Annotated in this window: 25 protein-coding genes, 1 tRNA gene and 1 riboswitch; of the genes, 15 read left to right on the top strand and 11 right to left on the bottom strand. The window is 70.9% G+C overall.

Annotated elements, in window-relative coordinates:
• Positions 1-53: 53 nt before the first annotated feature.
• From ABZV06_RS02015 to ABZV06_RS02025, 3 genes are all read left to right on the top strand, one after another.
• Complete coding sequence (locus tag ABZV06_RS02015; RefSeq protein WP_355617794.1) at positions 54-1,376, top strand: hemolysin family protein; 1,323 nt, start codon at positions 54-56, stop codon at positions 1,374-1,376.
• Positions 1,369-2,370: a hemolysin family protein gene (locus tag ABZV06_RS02020; RefSeq protein ID WP_355242739.1), complete on the top strand. Its 1,002-nt coding sequence runs from the start codon at positions 1,369-1,371 to the stop codon at positions 2,368-2,370. The genes ABZV06_RS02015 and ABZV06_RS02020 overlap by 8 nt, the downstream gene beginning before the upstream one ends.
• Positions 2,371-2,537: 167 nt before the next feature.
• A complete protein-coding gene (locus tag ABZV06_RS02025; RefSeq protein ID WP_355242736.1) occupies positions 2,538-3,551 on the top strand; it encodes an NlpC/P60 family protein in 1,014 nt (337 codons plus the stop codon).
• Between the two features lie 59 nt (positions 3,552-3,610).
• Here the strand turns inward: ABZV06_RS02025 and ABZV06_RS02030 are convergent, their stop codons facing one another.
• A complete protein-coding gene (locus ABZV06_RS02030) occupies positions 3,611-5,566 on the bottom strand; it encodes an N-acetylmuramoyl-L-alanine amidase (RefSeq protein WP_355617797.1) in 1,956 nt (651 codons plus the stop codon).
• A gap of 235 nt (positions 5,567-5,801) precedes the next feature.
• A riboswitch (cyclic di-AMP (ydaO/yuaA leader) is annotated at positions 5,802-5,938 on the top strand.
• A 12-nt stretch (positions 5,939-5,950) separates the two neighbouring features.
• Here ABZV06_RS02030 and ABZV06_RS02035 point away from each other — a divergent pair.
• On the top strand, positions 5,951-6,991 hold the full coding sequence (locus tag ABZV06_RS02035; RefSeq protein WP_355242730.1) for an NlpC/P60 family protein: 1,041 nt from the start codon (positions 5,951-5,953) through the stop codon (positions 6,989-6,991).
• Positions 6,992-7,051: 60 nt separating this feature from the next.
• On the opposite strand, the gene dcd is transcribed toward ABZV06_RS02035, so the two are convergent.
• Positions 7,052-7,630: a dCTP deaminase gene (dcd, locus tag ABZV06_RS02040; RefSeq protein WP_266247661.1), complete on the bottom strand. Its 579-nt coding sequence runs from the start codon at positions 7,628-7,630 to the stop codon at positions 7,052-7,054.
• Between the two features lie 77 nt (positions 7,631-7,707).
• Between dcd and ABZV06_RS02045 the strand changes: the two genes are divergently transcribed.
• Positions 7,708-8,256 (top strand): pyridoxamine 5'-phosphate oxidase family protein, encoded by a 549-nt coding sequence (locus ABZV06_RS02045; RefSeq protein ID WP_355242727.1) that lies wholly within the window; start codon positions 7,708-7,710, stop codon positions 8,254-8,256.
• Positions 8,257-8,333: 77 nt separating this feature from the next.
• Here the strand turns inward: ABZV06_RS02045 and ABZV06_RS02050 are convergent, their stop codons facing one another.
• On the bottom strand, positions 8,334-9,317 hold the full coding sequence (locus ABZV06_RS02050) for a zinc metalloprotease (RefSeq protein ID WP_355617800.1): 984 nt from the start codon (positions 9,315-9,317) through the stop codon (positions 8,334-8,336).
• Between the two features lie 202 nt (positions 9,318-9,519).
• Between ABZV06_RS02050 and ABZV06_RS02055 the strand changes: the two genes are divergently transcribed.
• A tRNA-Gly gene (locus tag ABZV06_RS02055) sits at positions 9,520-9,593 on the top strand.
• A gap of 74 nt (positions 9,594-9,667) precedes the next feature.
• Here the strand turns inward: ABZV06_RS02055 and ABZV06_RS02060 are convergent.
• The 3 genes from ABZV06_RS02060 to ABZV06_RS02070 all read right to left on the bottom strand — a co-directional run bounded on the left by ABZV06_RS02060 (position 9,668) and on the right by ABZV06_RS02070 (position 11,847).
• Positions 9,668-10,318 (bottom strand): hypothetical protein, encoded by a 651-nt coding sequence (locus tag ABZV06_RS02060; RefSeq protein ID WP_355617802.1) that lies wholly within the window; start codon positions 10,316-10,318, stop codon positions 9,668-9,670.
• A 146-nt stretch (positions 10,319-10,464) separates the two neighbouring features.
• A complete protein-coding gene (locus ABZV06_RS02065) occupies positions 10,465-11,109 on the bottom strand; it encodes a dihydrofolate reductase family protein (RefSeq protein ID WP_355242718.1) in 645 nt (214 codons plus the stop codon).
• A 33-nt stretch (positions 11,110-11,142) separates the two neighbouring features.
• Positions 11,143-11,847 carry a dihydrofolate reductase family protein gene (locus tag ABZV06_RS02070; protein ID WP_355242715.1) on the bottom strand — a complete coding sequence of 235 codons (705 nt, stop codon included), beginning with the start codon at positions 11,845-11,847 and terminating at the stop codon, positions 11,143-11,145.
• Positions 11,848-11,958: 111 nt separating this feature from the next.
• Between ABZV06_RS02070 and ABZV06_RS02075 the strand changes: the two genes are divergently transcribed.
• Complete coding sequence (locus ABZV06_RS02075) at positions 11,959-12,861, top strand: LLM class flavin-dependent oxidoreductase (RefSeq protein WP_355617804.1); 903 nt, start codon at positions 11,959-11,961, stop codon at positions 12,859-12,861.
• 7 nt (positions 12,862-12,868) lie between these two features.
• Here the strand turns inward: ABZV06_RS02075 and ABZV06_RS02080 are convergent, their stop codons facing one another.
• From ABZV06_RS02080 to ABZV06_RS02090, 3 genes are read right to left on the bottom strand one after another with little or no spacing between them, the layout of a single operon-like run.
• Positions 12,869-13,300 (bottom strand): ASCH domain-containing protein, encoded by a 432-nt coding sequence (locus tag ABZV06_RS02080; protein WP_355617807.1) that lies wholly within the window; start codon positions 13,298-13,300, stop codon positions 12,869-12,871.
• Between the two features lie 56 nt (positions 13,301-13,356).
• Positions 13,357-14,409: a hypothetical protein gene (locus tag ABZV06_RS02085; protein WP_355617809.1), complete on the bottom strand. Its 1,053-nt coding sequence runs from the start codon at positions 14,407-14,409 to the stop codon at positions 13,357-13,359.
• 33 nt (positions 14,410-14,442) lie between these two features.
• The gene (locus ABZV06_RS02090) at positions 14,443-14,994 is read right to left on the bottom strand and encodes a phosphoribosyltransferase family protein (protein ID WP_355245402.1); all 552 of its coding nucleotides are present in this window, start codon (positions 14,992-14,994) and stop codon (positions 14,443-14,445) included.
• Positions 14,995-15,181: 187 nt separating this feature from the next.
• Between ABZV06_RS02090 and ABZV06_RS02095 the strand changes: the two genes are divergently transcribed.
• From ABZV06_RS02095 to ABZV06_RS02110, 4 genes are all read left to right on the top strand, one after another.
• Positions 15,182-15,820, top strand: coding sequence for a septal ring lytic transglycosylase RlpA family protein (locus tag ABZV06_RS02095; protein ID WP_355245405.1), 639 nt, complete (start codon positions 15,182-15,184; stop codon positions 15,818-15,820).
• 101 nt (positions 15,821-15,921) lie between these two features.
• The gene (locus tag ABZV06_RS02100) at positions 15,922-17,049 is read left to right on the top strand and encodes a PP2C family protein-serine/threonine phosphatase (RefSeq protein ID WP_355245408.1); all 1,128 of its coding nucleotides are present in this window, start codon (positions 15,922-15,924) and stop codon (positions 17,047-17,049) included.
• A 128-nt stretch (positions 17,050-17,177) separates the two neighbouring features.
• Positions 17,178-19,034: an acyl-CoA dehydrogenase gene (locus ABZV06_RS02105; RefSeq protein ID WP_355617812.1), complete on the top strand. Its 1,857-nt coding sequence runs from the start codon at positions 17,178-17,180 to the stop codon at positions 19,032-19,034.
• Between the two features lie 220 nt (positions 19,035-19,254).
• Positions 19,255-19,524 carry a DUF6458 family protein gene (locus ABZV06_RS02110; RefSeq protein ID WP_007454197.1) on the top strand — a complete coding sequence of 90 codons (270 nt, stop codon included), beginning with the start codon at positions 19,255-19,257 and terminating at the stop codon, positions 19,522-19,524.
• Between the two features lie 41 nt (positions 19,525-19,565).
• Here the strand turns inward: ABZV06_RS02110 and ABZV06_RS02115 are convergent, their stop codons facing one another.
• Positions 19,566-20,102, bottom strand: coding sequence for a histidine phosphatase family protein (locus ABZV06_RS02115; protein WP_355617815.1), 537 nt, complete (start codon positions 20,100-20,102; stop codon positions 19,566-19,568).
• 114 nt (positions 20,103-20,216) lie between these two features.
• Here ABZV06_RS02115 and ABZV06_RS02120 point away from each other — a divergent pair, with 114 nt between their 5' ends.
• Complete coding sequence (locus ABZV06_RS02120) at positions 20,217-20,504, top strand: DUF6458 family protein (RefSeq protein ID WP_355245417.1); 288 nt, start codon at positions 20,217-20,219, stop codon at positions 20,502-20,504.
• Positions 20,505-20,870: 366 nt separating this feature from the next.
• Here ABZV06_RS02120 and ABZV06_RS02125 read toward each other — a convergent pair whose 3' ends face one another.
• Positions 20,871-21,548, bottom strand: a complete 678-nt coding sequence (locus tag ABZV06_RS02125) for a hemolysin III family protein (RefSeq protein WP_355245420.1) — start codon at positions 21,546-21,548, stop codon at positions 20,871-20,873.
• A 172-nt stretch (positions 21,549-21,720) separates the two neighbouring features.
• On the opposite strand from ABZV06_RS02125, the gene ABZV06_RS02130 reads away from it, so the two are divergent.
• Genes ABZV06_RS02130 through ABZV06_RS02140 form a run of 3 tightly spaced genes read left to right on the top strand, consistent with a single transcriptional unit; the run spans position 21,721 to position 24,045 of the window.
• Positions 21,721-22,452, top strand: coding sequence for an allophanate hydrolase subunit 1 (locus ABZV06_RS02130; protein ID WP_355617818.1), 732 nt, complete (start codon positions 21,721-21,723; stop codon positions 22,450-22,452).
• Positions 22,449-23,312 (top strand): biotin-dependent carboxyltransferase family protein, encoded by an 864-nt coding sequence (locus ABZV06_RS02135; protein ID WP_355617821.1) that lies wholly within the window; start codon positions 22,449-22,451, stop codon positions 23,310-23,312. Before ABZV06_RS02130 ends, ABZV06_RS02135 begins: the two co-directional genes overlap by 4 nt.
• On the top strand, positions 23,296-24,045 hold the full coding sequence (locus ABZV06_RS02140; RefSeq protein WP_355245429.1) for a 5-oxoprolinase subunit PxpA: 750 nt from the start codon (positions 23,296-23,298) through the stop codon (positions 24,043-24,045). The genes ABZV06_RS02135 and ABZV06_RS02140 overlap by 17 nt, the downstream gene beginning before the upstream one ends.
• Positions 24,046-24,065 lie beyond the last annotated feature (20 nt).

Genomic DNA, 24,065 nt, shown 5'->3' on the forward strand with positions numbered 1-24,065 from the left:
GCCGCCGTGCAAGAATCTCGCCGAGGTGAGGGGACATCGACGGCCTGCTCTTGATGACGCTGCTGCCGCTGGTCGGCTTCGTTGCGCTGACCGCCGGCAACGCGTTCTTCGTCGCGGCCGAGTTCGCCCTGGTCACGGTCGACCGCGCGGAGATCGACAGGCGGGCCGCCGCCGGCGACGAGGCTGCCCGGACGGTACGCACCGCGCTGCGCGAGCTGTCCTTCCAGCTCTCCGGGGCGCAGCTCGGGATCACCATCACCGCCCTGCTCACCGGCTACCTGGCCGAGCCGGCGCTTGCCCGGATCTTCACCCCGCTGCTGCGTCCGGTGGCCGGGGGAAACACCGAGCGCTTCACCCCGTTCCTGGCGCTGGCCCTGGCGACGCTCCTCTCCATGCTCTTCGGTGAGCTGGTGCCCAAGAACGCGGCGCTGGCCCGGCCGATGCCCGCCGCGCTGGCCACCGCCGGGCCGATGCACACCTTCTCCCGGACGTTCGGCTGGTTGATCCGGGGCTTGAACGGTTCGGCGAACCGGCTGGTCCGGGCGCTCGGCGTGGAGCCGCAGGAGGAGTTGGCGAGCGCCCGCTCGCCGGAGGAACTGGGCCTGCTGGCCGCCATCTCGGCCCGCGCGGGCGCGCTGCCACCGGACACGGCGATGCTGCTGCGTCGCACCATCCGGTTCGGCGACAAGCGGGCGGCCGAGGCGATGACCCCGCGGGTCGACGTGGTCGCGCTGCGGGCCACCGCGACCGTGGCCGAGCTGCTGGAGGAGTCCCGGCGGACGGGGCGGACCCGCTTCCCGGTGTACGAGGAGACCCTCGACCTCGTCACCGGCGTGGCGGGTGTGCCGGACGCGCTGGGCGTGCCGCTGGCCGCGCGGGGGTCGACCATGGTCGCCGCGGTGGCCCGGGAACCGGTGTACGTGCCGGAGAGCCTGGACCTGGACGGCGTGCTGGCGGCGTTGAAGGCGGCCGGCGCCGACCTGGCCATCGTCGTCGACGAGTACGGCGGCACGGATGGCGTGGTGACGATCGAGGATCTGGTCGAGGAGCTGGTGGGCGAGATCGCCGACGAGTTCGATCCGGCCACCGTGGACGACGTCGAGCCGTTCGAGCTGACCGTGCCGGGCGGTGAGCGCACCGTGCTCGTCGACGGTGTGCTGCGCTCCGACGAGCTGGTCGAGCAGACGGGTTTCCGGCTGCCCGAGGGGCCGTACGAGACGCTGGCCGGTTTCCTGCTGGCGCGGCTCGGGCACATTCCGCTGCCCGGCGAGACGGTCGACGCCGACGGCTGGGAGTTCACCGTGGTGGAGGTGGAGCGGCACCGGATCGAGCAGGTCCGGGTGTTGCGTCCGGCGGATCCGGACGCCGATGACTGAGCTGTTGGTGGCCGTGCTGCTGCTGCTCGGCAACGGCTTCTTCGTGGGCAGTGAGTTCGCCCTGATCGCGTCCCGTCGGACGGTGATCGAGCCGTTGGCGGCCGGCTCGAAGCGGGCCCGCTGGGCGTTGTCGGCGATGAACCAGATCCCGCTGATGATCGCCGGCGCGCAGCTCGGTATCACGGTCTGCTCGCTGGGCCTCGGCGCGATCGCGGAGCCGGCGCTGGCCCATCTGCTCGAGTCGCCGTTCCACGCCATCGGTCTGCCCGAGCGCGCGGTGCACCCGGTGGCGTTCGTGCTTGCGCTCGGTGTCGTCGTCTTCCTGCACACGGTGGTGGGCGAGATGGTGCCGAAGAACATCACGTTGGCCGGCCCGGAGGTCTCCGCGCTCTGGCTGGGCCCGGCCATGCTGGCGTTCTGCGTGGCCACCAAGCCTCTGCTGCTGGCGATGAAGTGGGCCGCCCGCCGGGTGCTGGCCCTGTGGCGCATCGAGGCGACGGAGGCCGTCAAGACGGTGTTCACCGCCGAGGAGTTGGCGGGGCTGGTGTCGCAGGCGCGTACGGAGGGACTGCTCGACGCCGAGGAGCACGCCCGCATCACCGGCGCGCTGGCCCTGCACACCCGGACCGCGGCCGACGCTCTGCAGCCGTGGTCGACGGTGATGACGGTGGCCGAGGACGTCTCGCCCGCGTCGTTGGAGGTGCTGGCCACCCGTACCGGTCGGTCCCGCTTTCCGGTGGTGCAGCGGTCCACCCGTCGCGTGTTGGGCTTCGTGCACGTCAAGGACGTCCTCGGGTACGCCGGACAGGGTCGCCGAGCACCGGTGCCGGCCGAGGTGTACCGGCCGTTGGCGGTGGTGCCACCGGACCGTACGCTGGCCGATCTGCTGCTCGCGATGCGCAGGGAACGGCGGCACATGGTGCTGGTCAGTGACGGCCGTCGTCCACTCGGTGTGGTGACACTCGATGATGTATTGACCGCAATCGTTGGTTAAATGACCAACACACATGGTGTGCAAGTGGTTGCGCGACAGTGACGGTGACTCGGCTCGCCTTGATTCCGGTCCGGCGCTTCCCTAATGTTGTGCTCCGACCGCTGTGGGTCGTCTGCCTCGGCCCTTCCCTCAAGCGAGGCGCCCGGCGGTCGGTTGCAAAGGAGTCGGTGCCGGTGGCAACCATGCCCCCTCATCGTCACGCACCAGGGCTGTCCGTTCGACCGGGCGGTCTGCGCAGGGTCGCCCACCGTCTGCTCGTGCTGGTCGCGGCCGCCGCGGTCGGTGCCGGGATGCTCGCCGTGCCGGCGCAGGCCGAGCCGACGGTCGACGAGATCGAGGCGCAGATCGACAAGAAGTGGGAGCAGTTGGAGCCCACGATCGAGCAGTACAACAAGGTGCGGGCGCAACTGAAGGTCAACAAGAGCAAGTCGGCAGCGCTGCAGAAGAAGATCGAGCCGCTGGCCCTGCAGAGCGAGTTGGCGCTCAACCGGGTCGGTGACCTCGCTTCCCGTTACTACATGTCGGGCCCGTCGCAGGAGATCGGCGCGCTGCTGGTCAGCGCCAAGCCGGACACGCTCACCGAGCAGCTCACCCTCCTCGACCGGCTCGCCGCCCAGGAGCGCAAGCAGGTCGCGGGTGTGCTGGCCGTCCGGGCCAAGTACGACGGCGAGAAGCAGAAGCTGGACGCGCTGATCGCCACCCAGACCAAGCAGCAGAACGACCTGGCGGCCAAGAAGAAGCAGATCGACGCCGAGATCAAGAAGCTCGAAGCGTCGATGCCGAAGACCACTGTCAAGACCGCGGGTTGCCCGACCATCAACGGCGTGGTCTCCGCGGCGGCGCAGAAGGCGATCAGGACCGCCTGCCAGCAGGTCGGCGACCCGTACGTCTGGGGTGCGGTCGGTCCTAACTCGTTCGACTGCTCGGGCCTGACCCAGTACGCCTACAAGTCGGCCGGGATCTACCTCACCCACCACACGGGTGACCAGTGGAACGAGGGCAAGGCCGTCTCGCGCGCCGACGCCCGCGCCGGTGACCTGGTCTTCTTCTACTCCGGCCTGAGTCACGTCGGGCTGTATCTGGGTAACAACCAGATGGTGCACGCACCACGCGCCGGCAAACCGGTGATGGTGTCGAGCATCAACACCATGCCCGTCGCGGGGTTCCGTAGACCCGGCTGATCCGCACCAGGCACGACGAACGGCCCCCGGTCACACCGACCGGGGGCCGTCGTGGCTTCTCAGCGGGGTGCGCCCACCGGTGACGGCAGGAGCTGTACGTCGGCGAGGTCGACGTACATGATGCGATGACCGAACTGGATCTGCACGTACCGCTTCTCGCCCCGGATCACCGTCCAGTCGCCGGGGGACGAACCGTCGAACGTGCTGGCCCGGTAGTACTCGCTCTGCAGCACGGTGCCGACGGCGTACCGCTGACCGGCGGCGAGGGTGTACTGCAGTGGCGAGATCGTCTGGTAGGGCACGCCGGCCGGGTAGGCCGCCTGCTCCGGGTACGCCCGCCCGTACACTCCGATCGTCGCCCGGCCGGGCTTCGGGGTGACCACCATCCCGACGGTCCAGGCGGCGGTCGGCGCGGATGTCGGGTTGTGAAACCAGGCCCGCTGTCCGAGGTACCAGATGGCCGTCCAGTCGCCCTGCCGACCGGCCAGCGCGTACGTCTGGCCGGCGGAGGCGCGGGCACCGTGGTCCGACACGTCCATCGTGTCCGGGGTGCCGTCGGGACGCAGCGCGATGTCGTTGACCAGCGGCGCGTCCGCGGACGGCGCGGTGTGCAGGATCACCGACGAGGAGCCGCGCGGCGCGCACGGCGTCCCCGGGGTGACGCAGCCGGTGAACGCCGGCTGGTTGGTCGCGTAGTCGGGGTCGATCCGGACCAGCCCGGTGGCCGGGGTGCCGGTGTCCAGCCGTGGCGCGTGCAGCAGGTCGAGGTAGTGCGTCCAGTCCCAGTAGGGCCCCGGGTCCCAGTGCATCCCCCGCACGGTCGCCGCGGTGGTGCCGGGCACGTTGTCGTGGCCGATGATGTGCTGGCGGTCCAGCGGGATGCCCAGCCGCAGCGCGAGGTGCCGGACGAGCTTCGCCGAGGTCCGGTACATCGCCTCGGTGTACCAGGTGCCCTGCGCGGCGAAGCCCTCGTGTTCCAGCCCGATCGACTTGGCGTTGACGTACCAGTTGCCGGCGTGCCAGGCGACGTCCTTGGTCCGGACGTGCTGGGCGATGTGCCCGTCCACCGAGCGAAGCGAGTAGTGCCAGCTCACGTAGGTCGGGTCCTGGACGAGTTGGAGCGTGGTCGCCCAACTCGCCTCGGTGTCGTGGATGACGATGTACTCGATCTTCTGCCGGGCGGGCCGGTCGGAGAGATCGTGGTTGCCGTAGTCGCCGTCGCCGAACGCCGCGTAGGGGGCGGGGATCCACTCACAGGACACCGTGGGGGGGCATTCCAGTCCGTCCGGGCGAGCGAGTCGCCGCAGGCCCAGCCGGTCCAGCCAGGATCGCTCGGGTCGTACGGCGCGGGCCGGCAGCGTGACCCGCTGGCCGTCGTCGGTCACTCGGGTCTGGCCGGTGCCGATCGTGGTGAAGACCTCGTCGGCGAAGGCCGCCGCGGCATCGGCGCTGTCCGCGCCGGCGTAGTGGGCCACCGCGCCGTACCAGGTGGCCGGGTCGGTGCCGGCGCCGACGGGCGCGCCCACCTCCCGTTGGTACGCGGCCAGCAGCGCCGCCCCGCCCCGGATGTTCGTCGTCGCGTCGGTGCGCAGCGCCTCGGTCGTGGCCCCGGTCAGCGTGGCGGCGGCGTCCACGGTCTGCAGGGCGGCGGTGGGCGGCGCGGGGTCGGCGGCCGGGGCGGGCGTGAGAGCGTTGCGGGAGTCGTCGCCACGCGGGTCCTCCCCCGGGGCGTCATGGTGGCCGCGTCGGGGCAGAGCGGTCACGTGCCGGGCATCGGTCAGGTGCATCGGGCCGTAGCCGCCGCTGGTGCTCGGCGTACCGGCGTTGCTGTCCCAGCGGGACTCCAGGTAGGAGACGCCGAGCAGCACGTCGATCGGGACGCCGTACTCGGTCGCCGCGGCAGCGTACTGCTGCTGGCGGTCGGCGGCGGGCGCGGCGGAGGCGGGGCCGGTGTGCAGTGGTACGGCCGCTGTGGCGGTGAGGACCGCGACGGCGAGCAGGGTCGGACGCTTCATCGAACCCCCTACATGTGAACTGGTGTCAGTGCGGTCACCTTCGCGCCGTACGGGAGTCCGCGTCAATACCTTTCCATGTTTCAAAACATGCAGAAAGAAACCTTCACCAACGCTCGGCGGCTCGCTCCAATCGGTACGGAGTGTCACGGACGCGTGGGTTGCGGATCGGTAACGGCCGTCTCTACTCTGGTCATTTGTCGGCCCGGTAGCAGGTCTGCCCATCCCGGGCGGTGACGGACCGACACCGCCGAGTCGCTTCCGAGCGAGCCGGGGACCCACGTTTCCCTGGGGTGAATCCGCAGCCACTGCGGTAGGGCGCCCACTTCCCGCCCGAACCCGTCAGCTAACCCGGTAGGCGGTCAGGAAGAAGGAGTACGGAACCCGGTGGCCCTTGATGCCCCGCGGCCGTCGTCCGAGCGGTCGGCTCCGGCCGACCCGACGTCGATCGCGCCGCGCCCACGCTGGTCCCGCTTCACCACCGCACTCGCCGCCCTGGTCGGCGTCGCCGTCGTCCTGACGGGCAGCGCCACGGTGGCCCAGGCCGACCCGTCCGTCGCCGAGATCGAACGGCAGATCGACGCCGACTGGAACAAGCTCGAACCGATCATCGAGCGGCACAACGCCACCCGAGCCGACCTGGCCCTCAAGCGCAAGCAGGCCGACACGCTCGCCGCTCGCATCGCGCCCCTGGAGCGCCAGGTCGACGCCGCGATGAACAAGGTGAGCGCGCTGGCCGTACGGGCGTACATGGGCCAGAACCTGTCGACCGTCAACACGATGCTCGGCAGCCGCTCGCCGAGTGAGGTGGTCGGGCAACTCGAGATGCTCGACCGGTTCGCCCACAACCAGCAGCAGGACGTCCGGCAGGTCGCCGATCTCCGCGACGAGCTGGCCCGGCAGAAGGCGCCGCTGGACGAGATGGTCGCCCAGCTGACCCGGACCGAGGCGCAGTTGGCGGCGAAGAAGAAGCAGATCAACGAGGAGATCGACCGGCTGCAGAAGCAGCGCCTCAAGGTGTACGGCAACGGCGGCGGCGGTCCGCTGCGTCCGGCGCCCTGCCCGGCCAGCTATCCGGGTGGCGCTGCCGGCATCGCGGTGAAGTTCGCCTGCGCCCAGATCGGCAAGCCGTACGTGTGGGGCGCCGAGGGGCCGGAGTCGTACGACTGCTCCGGGCTGATGCTGGCCGCCTGGGCGAAGGCCGGTGTGTCGCTGCCGCACAACGCCGCCGCGCAGAGCCGGGTGACCAGGAACGTCAGCAAGGGCGACCTGCGCCCCGGTGACCTCGTCTTCTACTACAGCGACATCCACCACGTCGGCATGTACGTCGGCAACGGCTGGGTGGTGCACGCCTCGCAGGCCGGGGTGCCCGTCAAGATGAAGAAGGCCGACGACGGGCCCATCCACAGCTACGGCCGTCCCGGCTGAGAAACGCGGGACGCGGTCGGGGCCCGTCGCGATCCGCTCGCGGCGGGCCCTCGTCGTCTCCTACCTCGTCGGCCAGGCGCGCCAGTTCTGCCAGGAACGACTCGGCGTCGGCCCCCGCTGACCCTGGTAACGCGACCCGTAGACCACCGAGCCGTACGGGTGCTCGGCCGGCGAGGACAGCCGGAAGATGCAGAGCTGGCCGATCTTCATGCCCGGCCAGAGGGTGATCGGCAGGTTCGCCACGTTGGACAGCTCCAGCGTCACGTGCCCGGAGAAGCCCGGGTCGATGAACCCGGCGGTGGAGTGGGTGAGCAGGCCGAGGCGGCCCAAGCTGGACTTACCCTCCAGCCGGCCGGCGAGCTGGTCGCCGAGCGAGATCACCTCCAGTGTCGAGGCGAGCACGAACTCTCCCGGGTGCAGCACGAACGGCTCGCCGTCGGGCACCTCGACCACCGAGGTCAGGTCGTCCTGCTGCATGGCCGGGTCGATGTGGGTGTAGAGATGGTTGTTGAAGACCCGGAACAGCCGATCGAGTCGTACGTCGATGCTGGAGGGTTGGACCAGGGTGGGCTCGAACGGCTCCAGGCCCAGCGTGCCGGCCTTGATCTCGGAGACCAGGTCGCGGTCGGAGAGCAGCATCGGACCACCTTAGCGAGGTGGGCGGTGACCAGCGTGTCGAGGTCGCTCCTCGTACATTTGTTCGATAGAATGCCCGCATGGCTTCCTGGTCCGATTTCGCCGCCGACGAGCCCCGCCTCGCCGATGGGATTCGCGTTCTCCTGCAGCAGTACGGGCCGGGCTTCGGCTACCTGGCCACGGTCCGCGCCGACGGTGGGCCCCGGGTCCACCCGGTCTCCCCGGTCATCACCGACGAGGGTCTGTTCTGCTTCATCATCGACTCGCCGAAGCGCCGCGACCTCGAACGGGACGGGCGCTACGCGCTGCACTCGTTCCCGCCGGAGGAGAGCGACGACGAGGCGTACGTGGCGGGCCGCGCCCGACCGGTCACCGATCCGGTCCGGGTGGCCCGGCTGGCGCAGAGCGCCCGGGCGGAGCCACGGGTCGACTGGCGGCTGTTCGAGTTCACCGTCGACGTGGCGATGCTGACCCGCCGTGAGCAGCACGGCCTGGGCATCGCGGTCGGTCATCCGGCCGTCCAGGTCTGGCTCGATCCGCAGAGCCCGCCGGCGGCGGTCGCGGCTCCGGCCGTACCGCAGACGCGCCCGACCCGCCGCAGCCGTGACGTCCAGTACACGGCCGCCTGACCACGGCCTGTTCCTCGGAAAGACGCCGGTGCCGGCTCCGTCACGAGGGAGCCGGCACCGGATGTACGTGCGGGGTGCTACGCCGCGCGGTACGCGTTCCACGCGGTCAGCATGCGGCTCGCCTGCCCCGTCGTGAACTGGTACATGCACGAGTCGTAGGTGTAGTCCATGAAGTTGGTGATCGGGTCCAGGCCGGTCGCCGAGCAGGTGTTCCGCCCGGTCGGGCACTGGTACGCCGGCGACGCCTCGGCCGGGGTGTCGCTGACGCCGTCGCCGGAGCCGCCGCAGCCACCCTGGAAGGTGTGGTAGAGGTTCAGCCAGTGGCCGATCTCGTGGGTGCCGGTGTCGCCCTGGTTGTAGTTGGTGGCGGTGCCGCCCGGCAGTGACTCGTTCAGCACGACCACGCCGTCCATGCTGCTCAGGTTGCGCTGCGGGAAGGTCGCCCAGCCCAGAAGGTCGTCGCTCAGCTCACCGAGGTAGATGTTGAGCGTGTTCTTGCCGCCGACCCGCAGCGACGACTTCATCGACCGCTCGGCGGACGAGCCGTCGACGATCGGGTACCAGGACGTGTTCGTCACCCGATTGATCTTGTCGAGCCGGAACGCGAAAGCGGTGGTCGCGCCGCCGGTCCCGCCCGCGTAGGCCTGGTTGAGCACGCTGATCTGCGAGGTGATCAGCGAGTCCGGGATGTTGCCGCCGGCCCGGGTGCTGTTCTCCTGGATCACGTGCACCACCACCGGGATGGTGACGGTGGCCAGCGTCGTCGCGCCGGCGCCGGCCCGGTAGTTGGCCCGTTCACGCAATGCCGCCGCAAGGTCGGCGTCCCGCTCGCGGACCTGCTTGGCGGTCAGCTCGTTCGGCTCGTGCAGGGCTGCGGCGCCGGGCTTCGCCCGGGCATTGGCCTGGCTGCCGGCCGGCCCCGAACAGGCGCCGCCCGGCGCTGCGGAGGAGGCCGAAGCAGCCGGAACGACGCCCACCGCAGCGGTGCTGAGCAGCAGCGCGAGGGTCGTCAACGCGACACCGGCGACACGCCGGGTCAGCAGGTTGGGACGGAGTCCCATGGGCCCACCTCTCTCTGGCGGCGCGGCAGGGGGTGTGTCACGCCATGGCTGGCAATGTGTGGCAGACGTTACAACCCATCGATGCATTTGAGAACGGCCATATGTTGCCGTCTGGAAACTTCTTCGCGGTGGGCGTGGTCAGCTGGCGCGCGGGGGTGGCTAGGTGCACGGGCGCGACGACTCGGGTACAGTGGTGCCGCTCGCGGGTGTAGTTCAATGGCAGAACATCAGCTTCCCAAGCTGACAGTGCGGGTTCGATTCCCGTCACCCGCTCCACGCACGGAAGCCCTGATCAGGACACATGTCCCGCCAGGGCTTCCGTCGTTCTGGACCGTGCTGAGATCGTCCGGTCAGTTGAAGGGCTCGACACGCGGCTCGGCGGGGCACACGGGGATGTTGCCGTTGTGCCCCTCGGGCTCCAGCGTCGAGCCCTTCACCCATCCGGAGTACTGGTCGTGAGCGGTGGGGGCGAACACCTGGGTCGCCTTCAGCTTGTTGTTGGGCCAGGCAATCTTGAACCAGACCGTGTCCTGAACCTCGCCCGGCACCCCGGTGAAGTCGGAGTGAGCCAGGCATCGGGCGTACACGGTGGTATTGCCCTTCGCCACGCCCAGCCGGCACTTGACCGTAGGGTCGCAACCGCAGTCCTGTTCCTTGCAGGGGCGCACGACCGCTCCCATGTCGACGCCGCTCTCACCCCAGGTGTTGACGGTCCGAAACGGCCACGGCCCGGTTCCGGTGGGAGCCTGATTCGTCGTGGGTAGCGGCTCACCCTGCGGATTGTTGCAGTTGATCTGACTGCCCTTGATCACGCCGCACGGGCTGTTGTTGACCGTGTCCCCGCTGCCCTTGTCCGACTCGAACAGGGCGAAGACTCCGGCGATCAGTGCCCCGATGGCAGCAGCAGCGACCACGCCGACAAGCCCGATCATCGCGGCCTTGTTGTCCCTGATGGTCTTGGGCCTGGTGGTCCTGTCCTGGGTGGTCTTGTCCCGCGTCATCGTTCCTCCCCTGCAGGGGTGAGTTTCTTTCTACTGCCGAGTTACCCAGACGCAGGGGTGCACAACTCCATGTGATGGAATTGTGACTCAAGGTGATCGATTTACCCGGGCTTCACGTGCAGCCTGCTAGAAGCCCGGCGTCTGCGTCACCGCCTCCAGAACAGCAGGTGGGTGACTCCGCTGGGGCTGGGCACCGACTCCAGGTGGAAGCGGTCGAGCAGCTCGTCAGGGCTCTCCCACAACCGTTCGCCCCGGTGCAGGTCGACTGGCGCGACTGCGATGTGCATGGTGTCGACCAGGTCGGCGTCGAGGAACGCACGGATGGTCGCCACCCCTCCACCCAGGCGTACGTCCCGGCCGTCGGCTGCCTCCTTCGCCCGGGCCAGCGCCTCGGCCGGGCTGGCGTCGAGGAAGTGGAACGTGGTGTCGGACAGGGCGAACGACGGCCGTACGTGGTGGGTGAGCACGAAGACCGGCGTGTGGAACGGCGGGTTGTCTCCCCACCACCCCTGCCATTCGTGGTTTTCCCACGGCCCGCGCTGGGGGCCGAACTTGTTGCGGCCCATGATCTCCGCGCCGATGTTGTGCTCGGCGTCGCGGGTCAGGTAGTCGTCCAGGCCGCGGGTGCCGCCGGGCTCGGTGCGGTAGACGAAGCTGGCGGTGGCGGCACGCCAGGAGAACAGCGGGGCGGGGTCGGCGTGGCCGAAGGGCCGTTCCAGGCTCTGTCCCTCCCCGGTTCCGAACCCGTCGCGCGAGACGTTGAAGCACTGCACCCGTAGTAGCTGTGGCATGCGAACTCCTCGTGGGATCGATGGAAGCGCAGGTCAGTTGGTGGTCGCCGTGGCTCCGCCGCCCCGACCCCGGTCGTCGAGCACGAGCGGGGCGCGACCGTTGACCGTGTACCGGATGTGGGTGACCTGCGGTGTGTGGATGACCCGGGTCGGCGTCAGCTCGATCGCCTCCTTGTCGCCGAGGTCGAGGTCGGCGTCGAGCAGGCGCAGGCCCGTGCCGAGCACGACCGGTACGACGTGCAGCTCCAACTCGTCGAGCAGGCCGGCCTTGAGCACCTGGCGTGCCAGGCTGCCGCCGCCGGCCACGGCGACGTTCTTGCCACCGGCTGCGGCGCGCGCCTGCTCGACCGCGCTGGCCACCCCGTCGGTGACGTAGGTGAAGCTGGTTCCGCCGCCGCGCAGCAGGGTTTCGCGGGGTCGGTGGGTGACGACGAAGACCGGTGCGCGGAACGGTGGCTCCGCACCCCAGGGCACCTCGCCGCCGTCGGCCATCCGACGACCCATGACGTACGCGCCGGCCGCCTCGAACGTCTCGGCCATCACGTCGGAGTTGGCGTCCCGCTCGCCGCCGGCGAAGCCCTGCCGTTCGCGCCAGGCCGCCGCCTCGGTGGCCCAGCGGGTGATCCGGAAGAAGCCCGCGGCCTCGGCCGAGTCGATCCAGTCGCCGCGGCCGTCGAACTGCGGTCCGGCGTAGAAGCCGTCCATCGAGACGGACAACTGTGCGGTCACCTTCGTCATGTCGCTTCTTCCCTCTCTCGGGCGGCACCCCACCGGGTGCCTGCTCGCAACGAGGTCGGAGTCGATCAGGACGCCCCTACCGTGTCCAGTTGTGACCTGAGTCACACAGCGATGCCGACTAGGCTGGCGATCATGCGGATTGGCATCGTGATCCTGCCGGACCAGCGCTGGGCGGAGTCGCAGCACCGCTGGCGGCAGGTCGACGAGTGGGGCTTCGACCACGCGTGGACGTACGACCACCTGGGCTGGCGGGACCTGGTCGACGGCCCCTGGTTCGACTCCATGTCCACACTCACCGCCGCCGCCACGGTGACCAGCCGGATTCGGCTGGGCACGCTCGTGGCGTCGCCCAACTTCCGGCATCCGGCGGCGTTCGTCCGCCAGGTCACCACGGTGGACGACGTCTCGGGTGGTCGGTTGCTGCTCGGCCTGGGCGCGGGGGGCATCGGCTTCGACTCGGCGGTGCTGGGCGGCGAGACGCTGCCGCCGCGTCAGCGGGTCGACCGGTTCGCCGAGTTCACCGAACTACTCGACCTGATCCTGCGCGAGGACGGCACCACCTGGCGTGGTGACTGGTTCGCCGCGGTGGACGCCCGCAACAACCCCGGCTGTGTGCAGCAGCCCCGGGTGCCGTTCGTGGTGGCCGCCAACGGGCCGCGCTCGATGCGGCTGGTGGCCCGCTTCGGGCAGGGCTGGGTGACCACCGGCACCGGCGACGACAACGACCTGGCGAGCTGGTGGGCCAGCGTGTCGACGCTGTCGGCGCGGATGGACCGGACGCTGGCCGAGGCTGGCCGTGACCCGGCGACGCTGGACCGCTACCTCTCGCTGGACTCCGCGCCGGTGTTCTCGCTGAGCAGCGCGCAGTTCTTCGCCGACCAGGTCGGCCGGGCCGCAGAGCTGGGCTTCACCGACGTGGTGACGCACTGGCCGCGCGCGAGCAGTTGGTACGCCGGCGACGAGGCCGTCCTGGCCGACGTGGCGACCCGACTGCTGCCCGAGCTGCGCCGATGACGCCGGCTCAGGTGCTCAGGTCGCCGGTGGCCACGCCGCCCGCGCCGCCGGACACCAGTCGCAGGCGCAGGCAGACGATCGGGGTGTCGTCGTCGACGGGTGTGCCCAGCCGCGCCCAGTAGGCCGAGTGTCCGGCCCGCCACTCCTCGATCGAACGGTCGCCCTCGCCCTCGGCCCGGGCGAAATCCCAGGGCACGTCGCCGAAGCGGACCACCTCCACGCCGGTGATCTCCACGACACCGGCCAGCGCGTCGTCGTCGTCGACGAGCGCCAACCGTTCGCCGACCCGCTCCAACTCCTCGCCCCCCTGCGCGTACTCGGCAAGCCGACCGGCGGTCGCGGTCTTCACGCCGGCCAACACCAGCGTGTTCAGGGTCGTCCGCAGTTCGCCCGGTGTGCCGAGGGCGAGCGTGCGCAGGTCACCGATCCGAGGCCACATCCTGCCGAGGCTAGGCCAGCGCGGCTGGGCGCGCCGCGGTAATTCGTCCGCGTGGCTCAGATCAGCTGCACGGCGTAGCCAGCGACGTCGAGCAGCCGTCGGTCACCGGTCGCCGCGTGGGCGTCGAGGACCGCGTCGGCCAGCTTGACCACGTGCGCGTCGCCGTGCCGTGCCGCCCGGGCGAAGACCTCCTCCGGTGTCGCGTCGGTCACCGACGGCGGCGCCACCGCGTCGCTCGGGGCGTACACCGAGGTCACGGCCGCCGTCGCGGCCCAGGCCGCGGCGAGGCTCGGCGCCCAGAGCGCCCGGTCAAGTGCCGGCAGGGTACGCAGCACGGCCGTCGGCGCCGTCACCGCGTGCACCAGCATGACCGGCTCGGCGTGCCCGAAGCGCAGGTAGTCGAGGCCGGCGTGGTGCACGAGCGTGTGGAGCCCACGCTCCGCCTCGGTCGGCGTCCGCGCGGGGCGCAGCGCCGCGAGCGCCGGTTCCCATCGGGGTACGCCCACCAGCCGCCCCAGCCGCTCCCGGATGCCCCCGGTCCGGTCGTCGATCCGGGGCAGCCCGGCCAGCGCGGCGACAACATCCGGGGCGTCGTGGTCAGCGTCGGTGACCGACGGGGCCGGGGCGAGCAGTCGGTCCGCGCCGGGTACCTGCTGCCAACGGGCCGCCCAGTACCCGAGGGCCTGGCCCAGTTCGGTGAGCCGGGGCGGGTTCGCACCGTGCAGGTGCAGGGCGCGTACGGCGTGCCCGACCCGGATCACCCCGTGGGTGGCCCCGGCGGCGATGCCGGGCAGCAGTCGTGGCCACCAGGTGCCGAGCACGTCCCGCCACGGCTGCTCGCGCAGGTGCTGGTCGAAGTACGTCAGCCAGTCTCCGGTCCGCTTCGCATCGCCCAGCGCCGCCCGCCAGTCGTCGATCGGGCGCAGCCCACGGGGAAGCTCGTCGAGCCGGCCGAGGTAGTCGTCCAGCCAGCGGTGGACCTGTCGCTCGTGCCCGTGCCGGGCCAGCGCCTCGACCGCCATCGGGCCGTGGTTGGAGAGCCAGCCCTCGTATTCGGGGCCGGTGCGGTGGAGCCGTTCGTACGCCTCGTCGAGGATCCCGTCGCTCATCCGTCGATCGTCGAAGATGAAGTGGACTTCAGGTCAACCCGGCAGATCCGTCCCCGCGATCAGGCCGGTGATCCGCAGCGCGGTGGTGGTTTCGGGCGGGCAGTCGACGGCCACCACCGCGGCACCGAGAACCTGTGCGCCGCGCCGGGCGCAGATGTCGTAGAGGGCGTGGATCTGGGCGCCGGTGCGTACCCAGTCGTCCACCACGAGGACCCGGTCCTCGGGGCCGAGGTGCCGGTCCCGTACGGCCAGGTCGACCTGTCGGCCCCGGTAGTCCGGCGGGCTCTGTGCCCAGGTCAGCGGGCCGGCCGGCAACCTACCGTCGCCGGGCTTGTGTGCGGCCACGAAGCCGACCCCGAGGGCGGTCGCGGCCAGTGGTCCGAGCAGCAGGCCGGTGACCGCCGGGGCGAGTACCACCGTCGGCTCGGCTTCCCGGTACGGAGCTACCAGGGCCGGTCCCAGTTCGGCCAGCACGCCCGGGTCGCGCCACCAACCGGAGATGTCGCTGACGAGGTGGCTGGCGCCCGGTCCGGGGTCGATCCAGCGGAACAGGGCGGCCAGGCGGCCGGTCAGCTCAGCGGGCATTCGTCCATCGTGCGGCACGGGCGCTCGGCGCGTTCGCACCTGGGCCGCTCGACCCACCCCACCTCGGATGATCGGCTATAGCTACCGGGGCAAATACTGGCATAACACCATGATCACGTTGACTTCGGAAGTGCTTCTCTCGTTACGGTCCGACCGGTTTGTTCAGTCGACGAAAGGAACCGGACCGGTGACAGGTAGGCACTCCCGTACCCGCTTCTTCTCCTCCCCGGCGGGCATCGCGGCCACCGCGGCGGTCGGCGTCGCCCTGGCCGTCGGTGGCACGGTCGGTGCCGTCCAGCTCACGTCCGGCTCCGGGCAGTCGGGGCAGGCGGCCCTGGACTTCACCCCGACCACTGCCGGCAGCCCCACCCCCAGCTCCCCGACCGCCTCCCCGAGCGCCAGTGCCACCGCGACGCCGAGCGTGACGGCCAGCCCGTCCGCCAGCCGCTCGCCGCAGGCCGCCTCCCGGGGCAAGGCCCGTACCGCGTCGCCCAAGCCGAGCCCCACCCGGGCGAAGAAGACCACGCCCGCGGTGAAGGTGCTCGACAGCGGCTCGTGCGGCGCGTCCTTCTACTCCGACGGGCAGCTCACCGCCAACGGCGAGTCGTTCAACCCGAACGAGCTGACCGCGGCGCACAAGACCCTGCCGTTCAACACCAAGGTCCGGGTGACCAACCCGAGCAACGGCAAGTCGGTCGTCGTGCGGATCAACGACCGTGGCCCGTTCATCGACGGCCGCTGCCTAGACCTCTCCCGTGCCGCGTTCGCGACGATCGCCTCGGTGGACGTCGGCGCGCTCACCGTGCGCTACGAGGTGCTTGGCTGAGTACATTCGGGAACGCCGATCCGGCCGGAAGCGTGGGCCGGCCGGACAGAACATCCTCGGACGACGGGCCAGGTTCATTCACCCGTTCACGTCGATCAGGCATGCTGTCCCTCGTACCCACGCGACTCCTCCAGTCGGGCCGTAGCCCGCTGAGCCCCGGATCCCGCGCCGGCCTCGGCGCGGCCGTCGTCCTGCTCGCGATCGTCTCGATGCTGGAGCTGGCCGACGGCCGCCGTGCCCACTACGTCGCGCTCCTGGTGGCCGCCCCGCTCCTCGCCGCTGCCCTGGCCGCCTGGCGGGTGGTGCTGGGTGTGGGTGCCGCAGCGACCCTCATCGGGATCGGCTTCGCCCTGACCGACCCGAGGATGGTGCTGGTGACCTCGGTCAACGTGGTCGCCGTCGGGCTGGCGAGCGGGCTGGCCGTGGCGGTGGCCTCGGTACGACAGCGGCAGGCGGAGCAGATCGCCGAGCTGACCAAGCTCGCGTCGGTTGCCCAGCAGGCGGTGCTGCGTCCGCTCGGGCCGCAGGTCGGCATGCTCTCGGTGGCCGGTCGCTACATCTCCTCCACCGCCACGGCCGAGATCGGCGGCGACCTGTACGAGGCGATCGACACGCCGTACGGCGTCCGCATGATCATCGGCGACGTTCGCGGCAAGGGGCTGGACGCGGTCCGCCTGGCCAGCATCGTCCTGGGCTCGTACCGGCACGTGGCCTACGAGCGGGCCGACCTGCGTGCCATCGTCGCCGACCTGGACCGCGCGGTGGCCCGCAACGTCGGCGACGAGGACTTCGTGACCGCCGCGCTGGTCGAGGAACGGGGCGGGACGCTCACGATCGTCAACTGCGGCCACCCGTCGCCGCTGCTGCTGCGCCGGGGCGCGGTGATCCCGCTGGAACCGCCCGCGCCGGCCCCGCCGCTCGGGTTCATGCCGGTGGTCCGTCCCCGGGTCGAGCGCCTGGAGCCCGGCGACCGGCTGTTGCTGTTCACCGACGGTCTCGGTGAGGCCCGGCGGGACGGCGAGTTCTTCCCGACCGCCGACCGGGCGTGGCGGCTGCTCGGGCACGGCACGGTCGCCGACGGGCTCGCCTCGCTAGAAACGGCCCTCGTCGAGTGGGTGCACGGACGCCTGGACGACGACATCGCGCTGGTCCTCATGGAGTACGTCGGTTCGCGCACGGGAGTGACGCCGGCCGTGCCGAGCTGGGAAGTCGGCGCCGCCGAGAGCTGAGCGGGGCCAACGCGCGGAAACTGTGTAATCGCCGTCACTCGGGTGATCGGCTTGTCGCTGCCTACCCGCGAGTAATACAGTCGGGGTTACTGATCGGTAACACCTGTCCGGAAGCGGGGCCAGCGAGCATGACCCACTACAAGAGCAACGTTCGGGACCTCGAGTTCAACCTGTTCGAGGTCTTCGGGGCGGACCGGGCGTTCGGCCAGGAGCCGTACTCGGAACTCGACACCGACACGGCCCGGAGTTTCCTCGCCGAGGTGGACCGCCTCGCCCGCGAAGATCTGGCCGCCAGCTACACGGACAGTGACCGCAATCCTCCGGTCTTCGACCCGGCCACGCACACCGCGCCGCTGCCGGAGTCGTTCAAGAAGTCCTACCAGGCATTCATGGACTCCGAGTTCTGGCGGCTGGACCTGCCGCCGGCCCTGGGTGGCACCAACGCCCCGCGCGCCCTCTGGTGGGCCCTCGCCGAGTTGGTGCTCGGCGCGAACGCGCCGGTCTGGATGTACTCCTCCGGCCCCTCCTTCGCGCACGTGCTGCACGTCGAGGGCAACGAGCGGCAGAAGGGCTGGGCCAAGCTCTTCATCGACAAGCAGTGGGGCTCCACGATGGTGCTCACCGAGCCGGACGCCGGCTCGGACGTGGGCGCCGGCCGCGCCCGCGCCGTGCAGCAGCCGGACGGTACCTGGCACATCGAGGGCGTCAAGCGTTTCATCACCTCGGCCGAGCACGACCTCAGCGACAACATCGTGCACTACGTGCTGGCCCGCCCGGTGGGTGTGGAGGGCGTGGGCGGTCCCGGCACCAAGGGCCTGTCCCTCTTCGTGGTGCCGAAGTTCCACTTCGACGAGACCACCGGCGAGCTGGGCGAGCGCAACGGCGTCTACGCGACCAACGTCGAGCACAAGATGGGCCTGAAGGTCTCCAACACCTGCGAGGTGACCTTCGGCGAGCACGGCGTACCGGCCAAGGGCTGGCTGCTGGGCGACAGGCACGACGGCATCCGTCAGATGTTCATGATCATCGAGTACGCCCGGATGATGGTCGGCACCAAGGCGATCGCCACGCTCTCCACCGGCTACCTCAATGCCCTGGAGTACGCGAAGAACCGGGTGCAGGGCGCCGACCTGGTCCAGCAGGCCGACAAGACCGCCCCGCGGGTCACCATCACCCACCACCCGGACGTACGGCGCTCGCTGCTGCTGCAGAAGTCGTACGCCGAGGGTCTTCGCGCGCTGGTCCTCTACACGGCCAGTTGGCAGGATCGGGTCGCCATCGCCGAGGCGGCCGGCGACGAGAAGGCCACCAAGCTGGCCAAGCGGGTCAACGACCTGTTGCTGCCGCTGGTCAAGGGCGTCGGCTCGGAGCGGGCGTACGAGCTGCTCGGGCACGAGGCTCTGCAGACCTTCGGCGGCTCCGGCTTCCTCCAGGACTACCCGCTGGAGCAGTACGTCCGGGACGCCAAGATCGACACCCTGTACGAGGGCACGACCGCCATCCAGAGCCTGGACCTGATCTTCCGCAAGATCGTGCGGGACAACGGCAAGGCGCTGATGGCGGTGTCCGGCGAGATCCAGGAGTTCATCTCCAGCGAGGCGGGCAACGGCCAGCTCAAGGAGGAGCGGCAGGCGCTCGGCAAGGCGCTGGCCGAGATCCAGAACATCCTCGGCGTGTTGACCGGCTGGCTTGGCGAGGCGCAGGCCGGTGACGCTCGTGCGCTCTACAAGGTCGGCCTGAGCAGCCGGCGGTTCCTGCTGGCGATCGGTGACCTGGTGGTCGGCTGGCTGCTGCAGAAGCAGGCCGACGTCGCACTCAAGGCCCTCGCCGGCGAGGTCTCCGCCACCGACAAGGCGTTCTACACCGGCAAGGTGGCCGCTGCCCGGTTCTTCGCCCGTGAGGTGCTGCCGCGCCTCGGCGCCGACCGGCGGATCATCGAGGGTGCCGACCTCGACATCATGGACCTCCCGGAGGAGGCCTTCTGACCGTGCCACGGCACGCCTGAGCGGTTCCGGGTCGCACCACCCGGCACCCTCTCGACGGCCGGCGAGGGTTGCGCCCGCGCCGGCCGTCGTCACGTCTGCGGGCTCTCACGGTCAGCGGTATTCACCAGCCCCGGTCGGGTATGCCGCCGCCGTGGCGGGTAACCCGCCTCGACCACGAAGGGGAACGCCCAGAGCCACCGCACGGGGGAGTGCAGCGCACATGGGTGTAGGAAGCGGCATCTTTCTCATCGCGCTCGGCGCGATCATGACCTTTGCGATCCGGGCCAACGTCTGGTGGATCGACCTGCGCGCGGTCGGCTGGGTGTTCATCCTGGCCGGGCTGGCCGTGCTGCTGACCACCCTCTGGTTCTGGCAGGACCGGCGCAAGCGGGCCCGGACCCTCATCGTCGAGGAGAACCGGCTGTCCCATCCAACGGCGATGATGCCTCCGCCGCCGGACCCTCCGCCGCCGACCGCGCCACCGTCCTGAGCACGAACGCCTGAGCCACCCGTCGCCGTCCGGCGGGTGGCTCAGCCGCGTGCCGTGTGCCGCTGGGCGATCGGTGCCCCGCCCCGGCCCCACTGGCTCCAGATGGTCGCGCCGCGGTGTACCGCCAGCTCGGCGGTCCGCAGTCCCTCCTCGTCCGTCTCCGGGTCGAGGAACGCGGACAGCAGCGAGACGCCCGGATTGTGGGCGATCAGCAGTACGACCCGAGCCGCCGGATCGGCCGTCCGGACCAGCGCCAACAACTCCTCGGGGTGGGCGTCGTACGCGCCGGGTTCGTAGCGCACGGTCGGGCGGGGACCGGTCGGCCCGCCCTCCGGCGGCGTGCCGGCCATCCCCATCGCCACGCCGTGCCAGGTCTGGCGGGTACGCCGGGCGGTCGAGCAGAGCACCACGTCGGGCAGCAGGTCGTGGTGCGCCAGCCAGGCACCTGCCGCCGCCGCGTCGGCCTCCCCGCGGGCGCTGAGCGGGCGCTGCGCGTCGTCCGTACCCTCGCTGCCCGGCTCGGCCTTCGCGTGCCGGAGCAACACCAGTGTCCGTGTCTCGGCGTGGCTGTCCGTCATGCTCCCAGCTTGCCCGATTGGCGATCTTCCTGCCGGGGTAAGTCGAGGGATGCCGCACCCGCTACCAACGGCCGCGGCGGGCCGTACGCCAGGTTGAGAGCCGAGGAGCGAGACATGGGTATTGGTGCCAGCATCTTCCTGATCGCGCTGGGCGCGATCTTCGCATTCGCCGTGGAGGCCGATCTGGGATGGCTGAACCTGGCCGTGGTCGGCTGGGTGCTGATGCTCGCCGGTGTCGCCGGCCTGCTCACCACCCTCTACTTCTGGAACAGCCGGCGTCGTCCCGTGGTCGCCCCGCCGGTCCGCGAGGACGCCGTGGTGGTCGACCGGGTGGTGCCGGTCCAGGGCGACCAGGTCGTGCAGGAGTACCGCGAGGTGCGTCGGCCGGGTCGCCCGGTCTGACCTGTACCGCGCGAGAGCCGGGGTCCGCAGCGTGGCGGTGCCCCGGCTCTCGCGTCTGCGCGGCGCGACAGAGTCGCGGCATCGGTGGCAGCAGCGGCGCGTCGGGCGGGTCGGGCACGTTGGGCGGGTCGGGCGCGTCGGGCGGGTCGGGCGGGTCGGGCGGCAGGGCGACACTGCCGCAGGCGTCCTTTGCTCTGCTTCAACAGAGGAAACAGGCGGTGTCCGATTATCGGACGCCGAGCGCTTCCTGGGTTGAAGCAGAGCAAAGGACACAACAACCATCCTGCGGCGCCCCGGTCGCCCCGGTCGCCCCGGCAGCCGGGCGCAGTTGGGTCGCTGTCCGACGGCTCGCCGGAACGGACTGGCTCAGGCGAACAGCGCGAAGTAGATCGCGACGTGGTGGCACAGCGCGGCCAGCAGCGTGCACGCGTGGAAGAACTCGTGGTGGCCGAACACCGTCGGCCACGGGTTGGGTCGGCGCAGGGCGTAGAACACCGCGCCGACGCTGTAGATGGCACCACCGACGATCAGCAGGACCAACGCCGCGACGCCGCCGCCGTGCAGGATGTCCGGCAGCATGGCCACCGCGACCCACCCGAGCGCCAGGTAGAGCGGCGCGGACACCCAGCGCGGCGCGTGGGGCCAGACGAGCTTCAGCGCCACACCGCCCAGGGCCCCACCCCAGACCAGGGCCAGCATGACGGTGGCCTGCCGGGTCGAGAGCAGCATGGCGCACAGCGGGGTGTACGTGCCGGCGATGAACACGAAGATCATGCAGTGGTCCATGCGACGCATCACCTGGTAGCCGCGCTCCGACCACACCCGACGGTGGTAGAGGGCGCTGGTGCCGAACAGCCCGCAGACCGTCAGGCTGTAGATGCCGCAGCTCACGAGGGGTGCCCAGCCCGGTCGGCTGGCAGCGATCGAGCAGAGCACGATGCCGGCAACCAGGGCGACGAAGAAGGCGTACGTGTGCAGCCAGCCGCGCATCCGGGGCTTGCCGATGTCGACCGGCTTCAGGCGAAGCGGGGCGGAAGTCGTCACGACCTCAGGTTACGGCACCGTAGGTTACTTTCAAGTAGTCCCGTCGGTGACGCATGGCACGCGCCGATCTTGCAGTTTCGGTGGTTGAGATGAGTGGATAGCTCCTTTTGCCGCCACAGAAAGTGCAAGATCGCGAGGGGTGGAAACGACGTCTGTCGGTGAAGATGAGGCGATGCGGATTCGGCCCGTTGGGGCGCACGCCCTTCTGATCGAGTGCGACGCCTCCACCGGACTGCCCGCGGCTCACCTGGTCGAGGCCTGGCGGGCCGAGTTGTGGCAGCGCCGCGAACGCGGAGACCTGACCGCGGTCGAGATCGTCCCGGCGGCCAACACCGTCCTGCTCGACGGGCTACCAAACCCCGCCGCCACCGCCACCCTGCTGTCCCGCTGGGCACCCACGGTCACCGCCGCCGCGCGCGAAACCACCCGCGCCCACTCCGCCGATCTTGCACTTTCTGTCCCGACAGAACGGCCTGATCGGGTCATGTCGACGGCAGAAACTGCAAGATCGACGCACGGGGCAGGCGCGGAGATCTTCGTGGAGGTTGCGTTCGACGGGCCGGACCTGCCGGTCGTCGCCGAGCACTGGGGCGTCGACGTGCCGGCGGTGCTGCGCCGCCTGACCGGCACCCCGTTCCGGGTCGCGTTCTGCGGCTTCGCCCCCGGCTTCCCCTACCTGACCGGGCTCCCCGCCGAGCTGGCGCTGCCCCGGCTGCCCACCCCGCGCCCCCGGGTGCCGGCCGGCTCGGTCGCCCTGGCCGGCCCGTACGCCGGCATCTATCCCAGCCCGTCCCCCGGCGGCTGGCTGCTGGTCGGCCGGACCGACCTGGCCCTCTTCGACGTCGACGAGGACCCGCCCGCCCGGCTCGGTCCCGGCACCCGCGTGCGGATGGTGGCGGCATGACAGGTGACGCCGAGATCGAGGTGCTGCGTGCCGGGGCGCTCACCACTGTGCAGGACCTCGGCCGGCCCGGCTGGGCGCACCTCGGCGTACCCCGGTCCGGCGCTCTCGACCCGGCCGCCCTGCGGCTCGCCAACCGGCTGGTCGGCAACACCGAGGAGGCCGCCGGCCTGGAGATCACACTGACCGGCTGCGCGCTGCGGCTGACCCGCGCCACCACCGTCGCCATCACCGGCGCGGAGGTGACCGTCCGGGCCGGGAAGCGGGTGGGTGACACCGGACGCCCGCTCAGCGTGCCCGCCGGCACGGTGCTGCGCGTCGGTTCGGCGCGTCGGGGCGTACGGAGTTGGCTGGCCGTGGCCGGTGGCATCGACGTGCCAGCGGTGCTCGGCAGCCGGGCCACCGACACCCTCTCCGGGCTCGGCCCGGCCCCGCTGCGCGACGGCGACCGTCTTCCGCTCGGCTCACCGACCGGAGAGCCCGCGCCGGTGGACGTGACCATCGGCGTGCCACCCGCGCCGGAACTGCGCCTGGCCGTACGCCTCGGTCCCCGCGACGACTGGTTCACTCCGACCGCGCTCGACCGGCTGTTCGGCAGCGCGTACACCGTGAGCCCGGTCAGCAACCGGGTCGGCGCGCGGCTCGCCGGCGCGGCCCTGCCCCGCGCGGTGGCCGGCGAACTGCCCAGCGAGGGCATCGTGCTCGGCGCGGTGCAGGTGCCGGCGGACGGCCAACCGCTGATCTTCCTCGCCGATCATCCGACCACCGGCGGATACCCGGTCATCGGGATGGTCACCGACGTGACCCCGCTCGCGCAGGCCCGGCCAGGTACTACCGTCAGATTTTATGGACCTCAACGCTGACCTCGGCGAAGGATTCGGCATCTGGCGGCTCGGCGACGACGACGCGCTGCTGGCCCTCGTGACCAGCGCCAACGTGGCCTGCGGTTTCCACGGCGGTGACCCGTCGACGATGCGGCGGGTCTGCGAGGGCGCGGTACGGCACGGCGTCGCGGTGGGCGCGCAGGTCGGCTACCGGGACCTGGCCGGCTTCGGCCGGCGGCGGATCGCGTACGACTTCGCCGAGCTACGCGACGAGATCACCTACCAGTTGGGTGCCCTGGACGCGTTCTGCCGGCTCTTTCGCACCCGGGTGCGATACCTCAAGCCGCACGGCGCGCTGTACCACGCCGCCGCCACCGACGAGTCCCAGGCGGCGGCGGTGGTCGCCGCCGTCAGCGGCCACAATCCCGACCTGCCGGTGCTGTGCCTGCCCGGCTCGACACTCGCCCAACTTGCCGTCGGCGCGGGCCTGCCGGTGGTCGCCGAAGCCTTCGCCGACCGCGGTTACCTGCCCAACGGGTCGCTGGTGCCGCGCGGCACGCCCGGGGCGCTGATCAGCGACCCGGAGGAGGTGGCCACCCGGGCGGTACGGATGGCCACCGAACGGACCGTCGTGGCAGTGGACGGCACCGTGATCCCCTGCCCGGTCGAGTCGATCTGCGTCCACGGCGACACTCCGGGCGCGGTGTCCGCCACCGAGCTGGTACGCGCCAGCCTGATCGACGCCGGCGTCACGGTGGCGCCGTTCGCCTGAGCGCCGGGCGTCGAGCCCGC

This window comes from Micromonospora sp. NPDC005172 (genome assembly GCF_040608555.1).
Classification (GTDB): Bacteria; Actinomycetota; Actinomycetes; order Mycobacteriales; family Micromonosporaceae; genus Micromonospora.

What these genes read in the sequence shown, in the direction of transcription:
- ABZV06_RS02015 (WP_355617794.1), top strand. Translation starts at nt 54, where the DNA reads ATGACGCTGCTGCCGCTGGTCGGCTTCGTTGCGCTGACCGCCGGCAAC.
- ABZV06_RS02020 (WP_355242739.1), top strand. Translation starts at nt 1,369, where the DNA reads ATGACTGAGCTGTTGGTGGCCGTGCTGCTGCTGCTCGGCAACGGCTTC.
- ABZV06_RS02030 (WP_355617797.1), bottom strand. Translation starts at nt 5,566, where the DNA reads ATGAAGCGTCCGACCCTGCTCGCCGTCGCGGTCCTCACCGCCACAGCG.
- dcd (WP_266247661.1), bottom strand. Translation starts at nt 7,630, where the DNA reads ATGCTGCTCTCCGACCGCGACCTGGTCTCCGAGATCAAGGCCGGCACG.
- ABZV06_RS02045 (WP_355242727.1), top strand. Translation starts at nt 7,708, where the DNA reads ATGGCTTCCTGGTCCGATTTCGCCGCCGACGAGCCCCGCCTCGCCGAT.
- ABZV06_RS02050 (WP_355617800.1), bottom strand. Translation starts at nt 9,317, where the DNA reads ATGGGACTCCGTCCCAACCTGCTGACCCGGCGTGTCGCCGGTGTCGCG.
- ABZV06_RS02060 (WP_355617802.1), bottom strand. Translation starts at nt 10,318, where the DNA reads ATGACGCGGGACAAGACCACCCAGGACAGGACCACCAGGCCCAAGACC.
- ABZV06_RS02065 (WP_355242718.1), bottom strand. Translation starts at nt 11,109, where the DNA reads ATGCCACAGCTACTACGGGTGCAGTGCTTCAACGTCTCGCGCGACGGG.
- ABZV06_RS02070 (WP_355242715.1), bottom strand. Translation starts at nt 11,847, where the DNA reads ATGACGAAGGTGACCGCACAGTTGTCCGTCTCGATGGACGGCTTCTAC.
- ABZV06_RS02075 (WP_355617804.1), top strand. Translation starts at nt 11,959, where the DNA reads ATGCCGACTAGGCTGGCGATCATGCGGATTGGCATCGTGATCCTGCCG.
- ABZV06_RS02080 (WP_355617807.1), bottom strand. Translation starts at nt 13,300, where the DNA reads ATGTGGCCTCGGATCGGTGACCTGCGCACGCTCGCCCTCGGCACACCG.
- ABZV06_RS02085 (WP_355617809.1), bottom strand. Translation starts at nt 14,409, where the DNA reads ATGAGCGACGGGATCCTCGACGAGGCGTACGAACGGCTCCACCGCACC.
- ABZV06_RS02090 (WP_355245402.1), bottom strand. Translation starts at nt 14,994, where the DNA reads ATGCCCGCTGAGCTGACCGGCCGCCTGGCCGCCCTGTTCCGCTGGATC.
- ABZV06_RS02100 (WP_355245408.1), top strand. Translation starts at nt 15,922, where the DNA reads ATGCTGTCCCTCGTACCCACGCGACTCCTCCAGTCGGGCCGTAGCCCG.
- ABZV06_RS02105 (WP_355617812.1), top strand. Translation starts at nt 17,178, where the DNA reads ATGACCCACTACAAGAGCAACGTTCGGGACCTCGAGTTCAACCTGTTC.
- ABZV06_RS02110 (WP_007454197.1), top strand. Translation starts at nt 19,255, where the DNA reads ATGGGTGTAGGAAGCGGCATCTTTCTCATCGCGCTCGGCGCGATCATG.
- ABZV06_RS02115 (WP_355617815.1), bottom strand. Translation starts at nt 20,102, where the DNA reads ATGACGGACAGCCACGCCGAGACACGGACACTGGTGTTGCTCCGGCAC.
- ABZV06_RS02120 (WP_355245417.1), top strand. Translation starts at nt 20,217, where the DNA reads ATGGGTATTGGTGCCAGCATCTTCCTGATCGCGCTGGGCGCGATCTTC.
- ABZV06_RS02130 (WP_355617818.1), top strand. Translation starts at nt 21,721, where the DNA reads ATGCGGATTCGGCCCGTTGGGGCGCACGCCCTTCTGATCGAGTGCGAC.
- ABZV06_RS02135 (WP_355617821.1), top strand. Translation starts at nt 22,449, where the DNA reads ATGACAGGTGACGCCGAGATCGAGGTGCTGCGTGCCGGGGCGCTCACC.
- ABZV06_RS02140 (WP_355245429.1), top strand. Translation starts at nt 23,296, where the DNA reads ATGGACCTCAACGCTGACCTCGGCGAAGGATTCGGCATCTGGCGGCTC.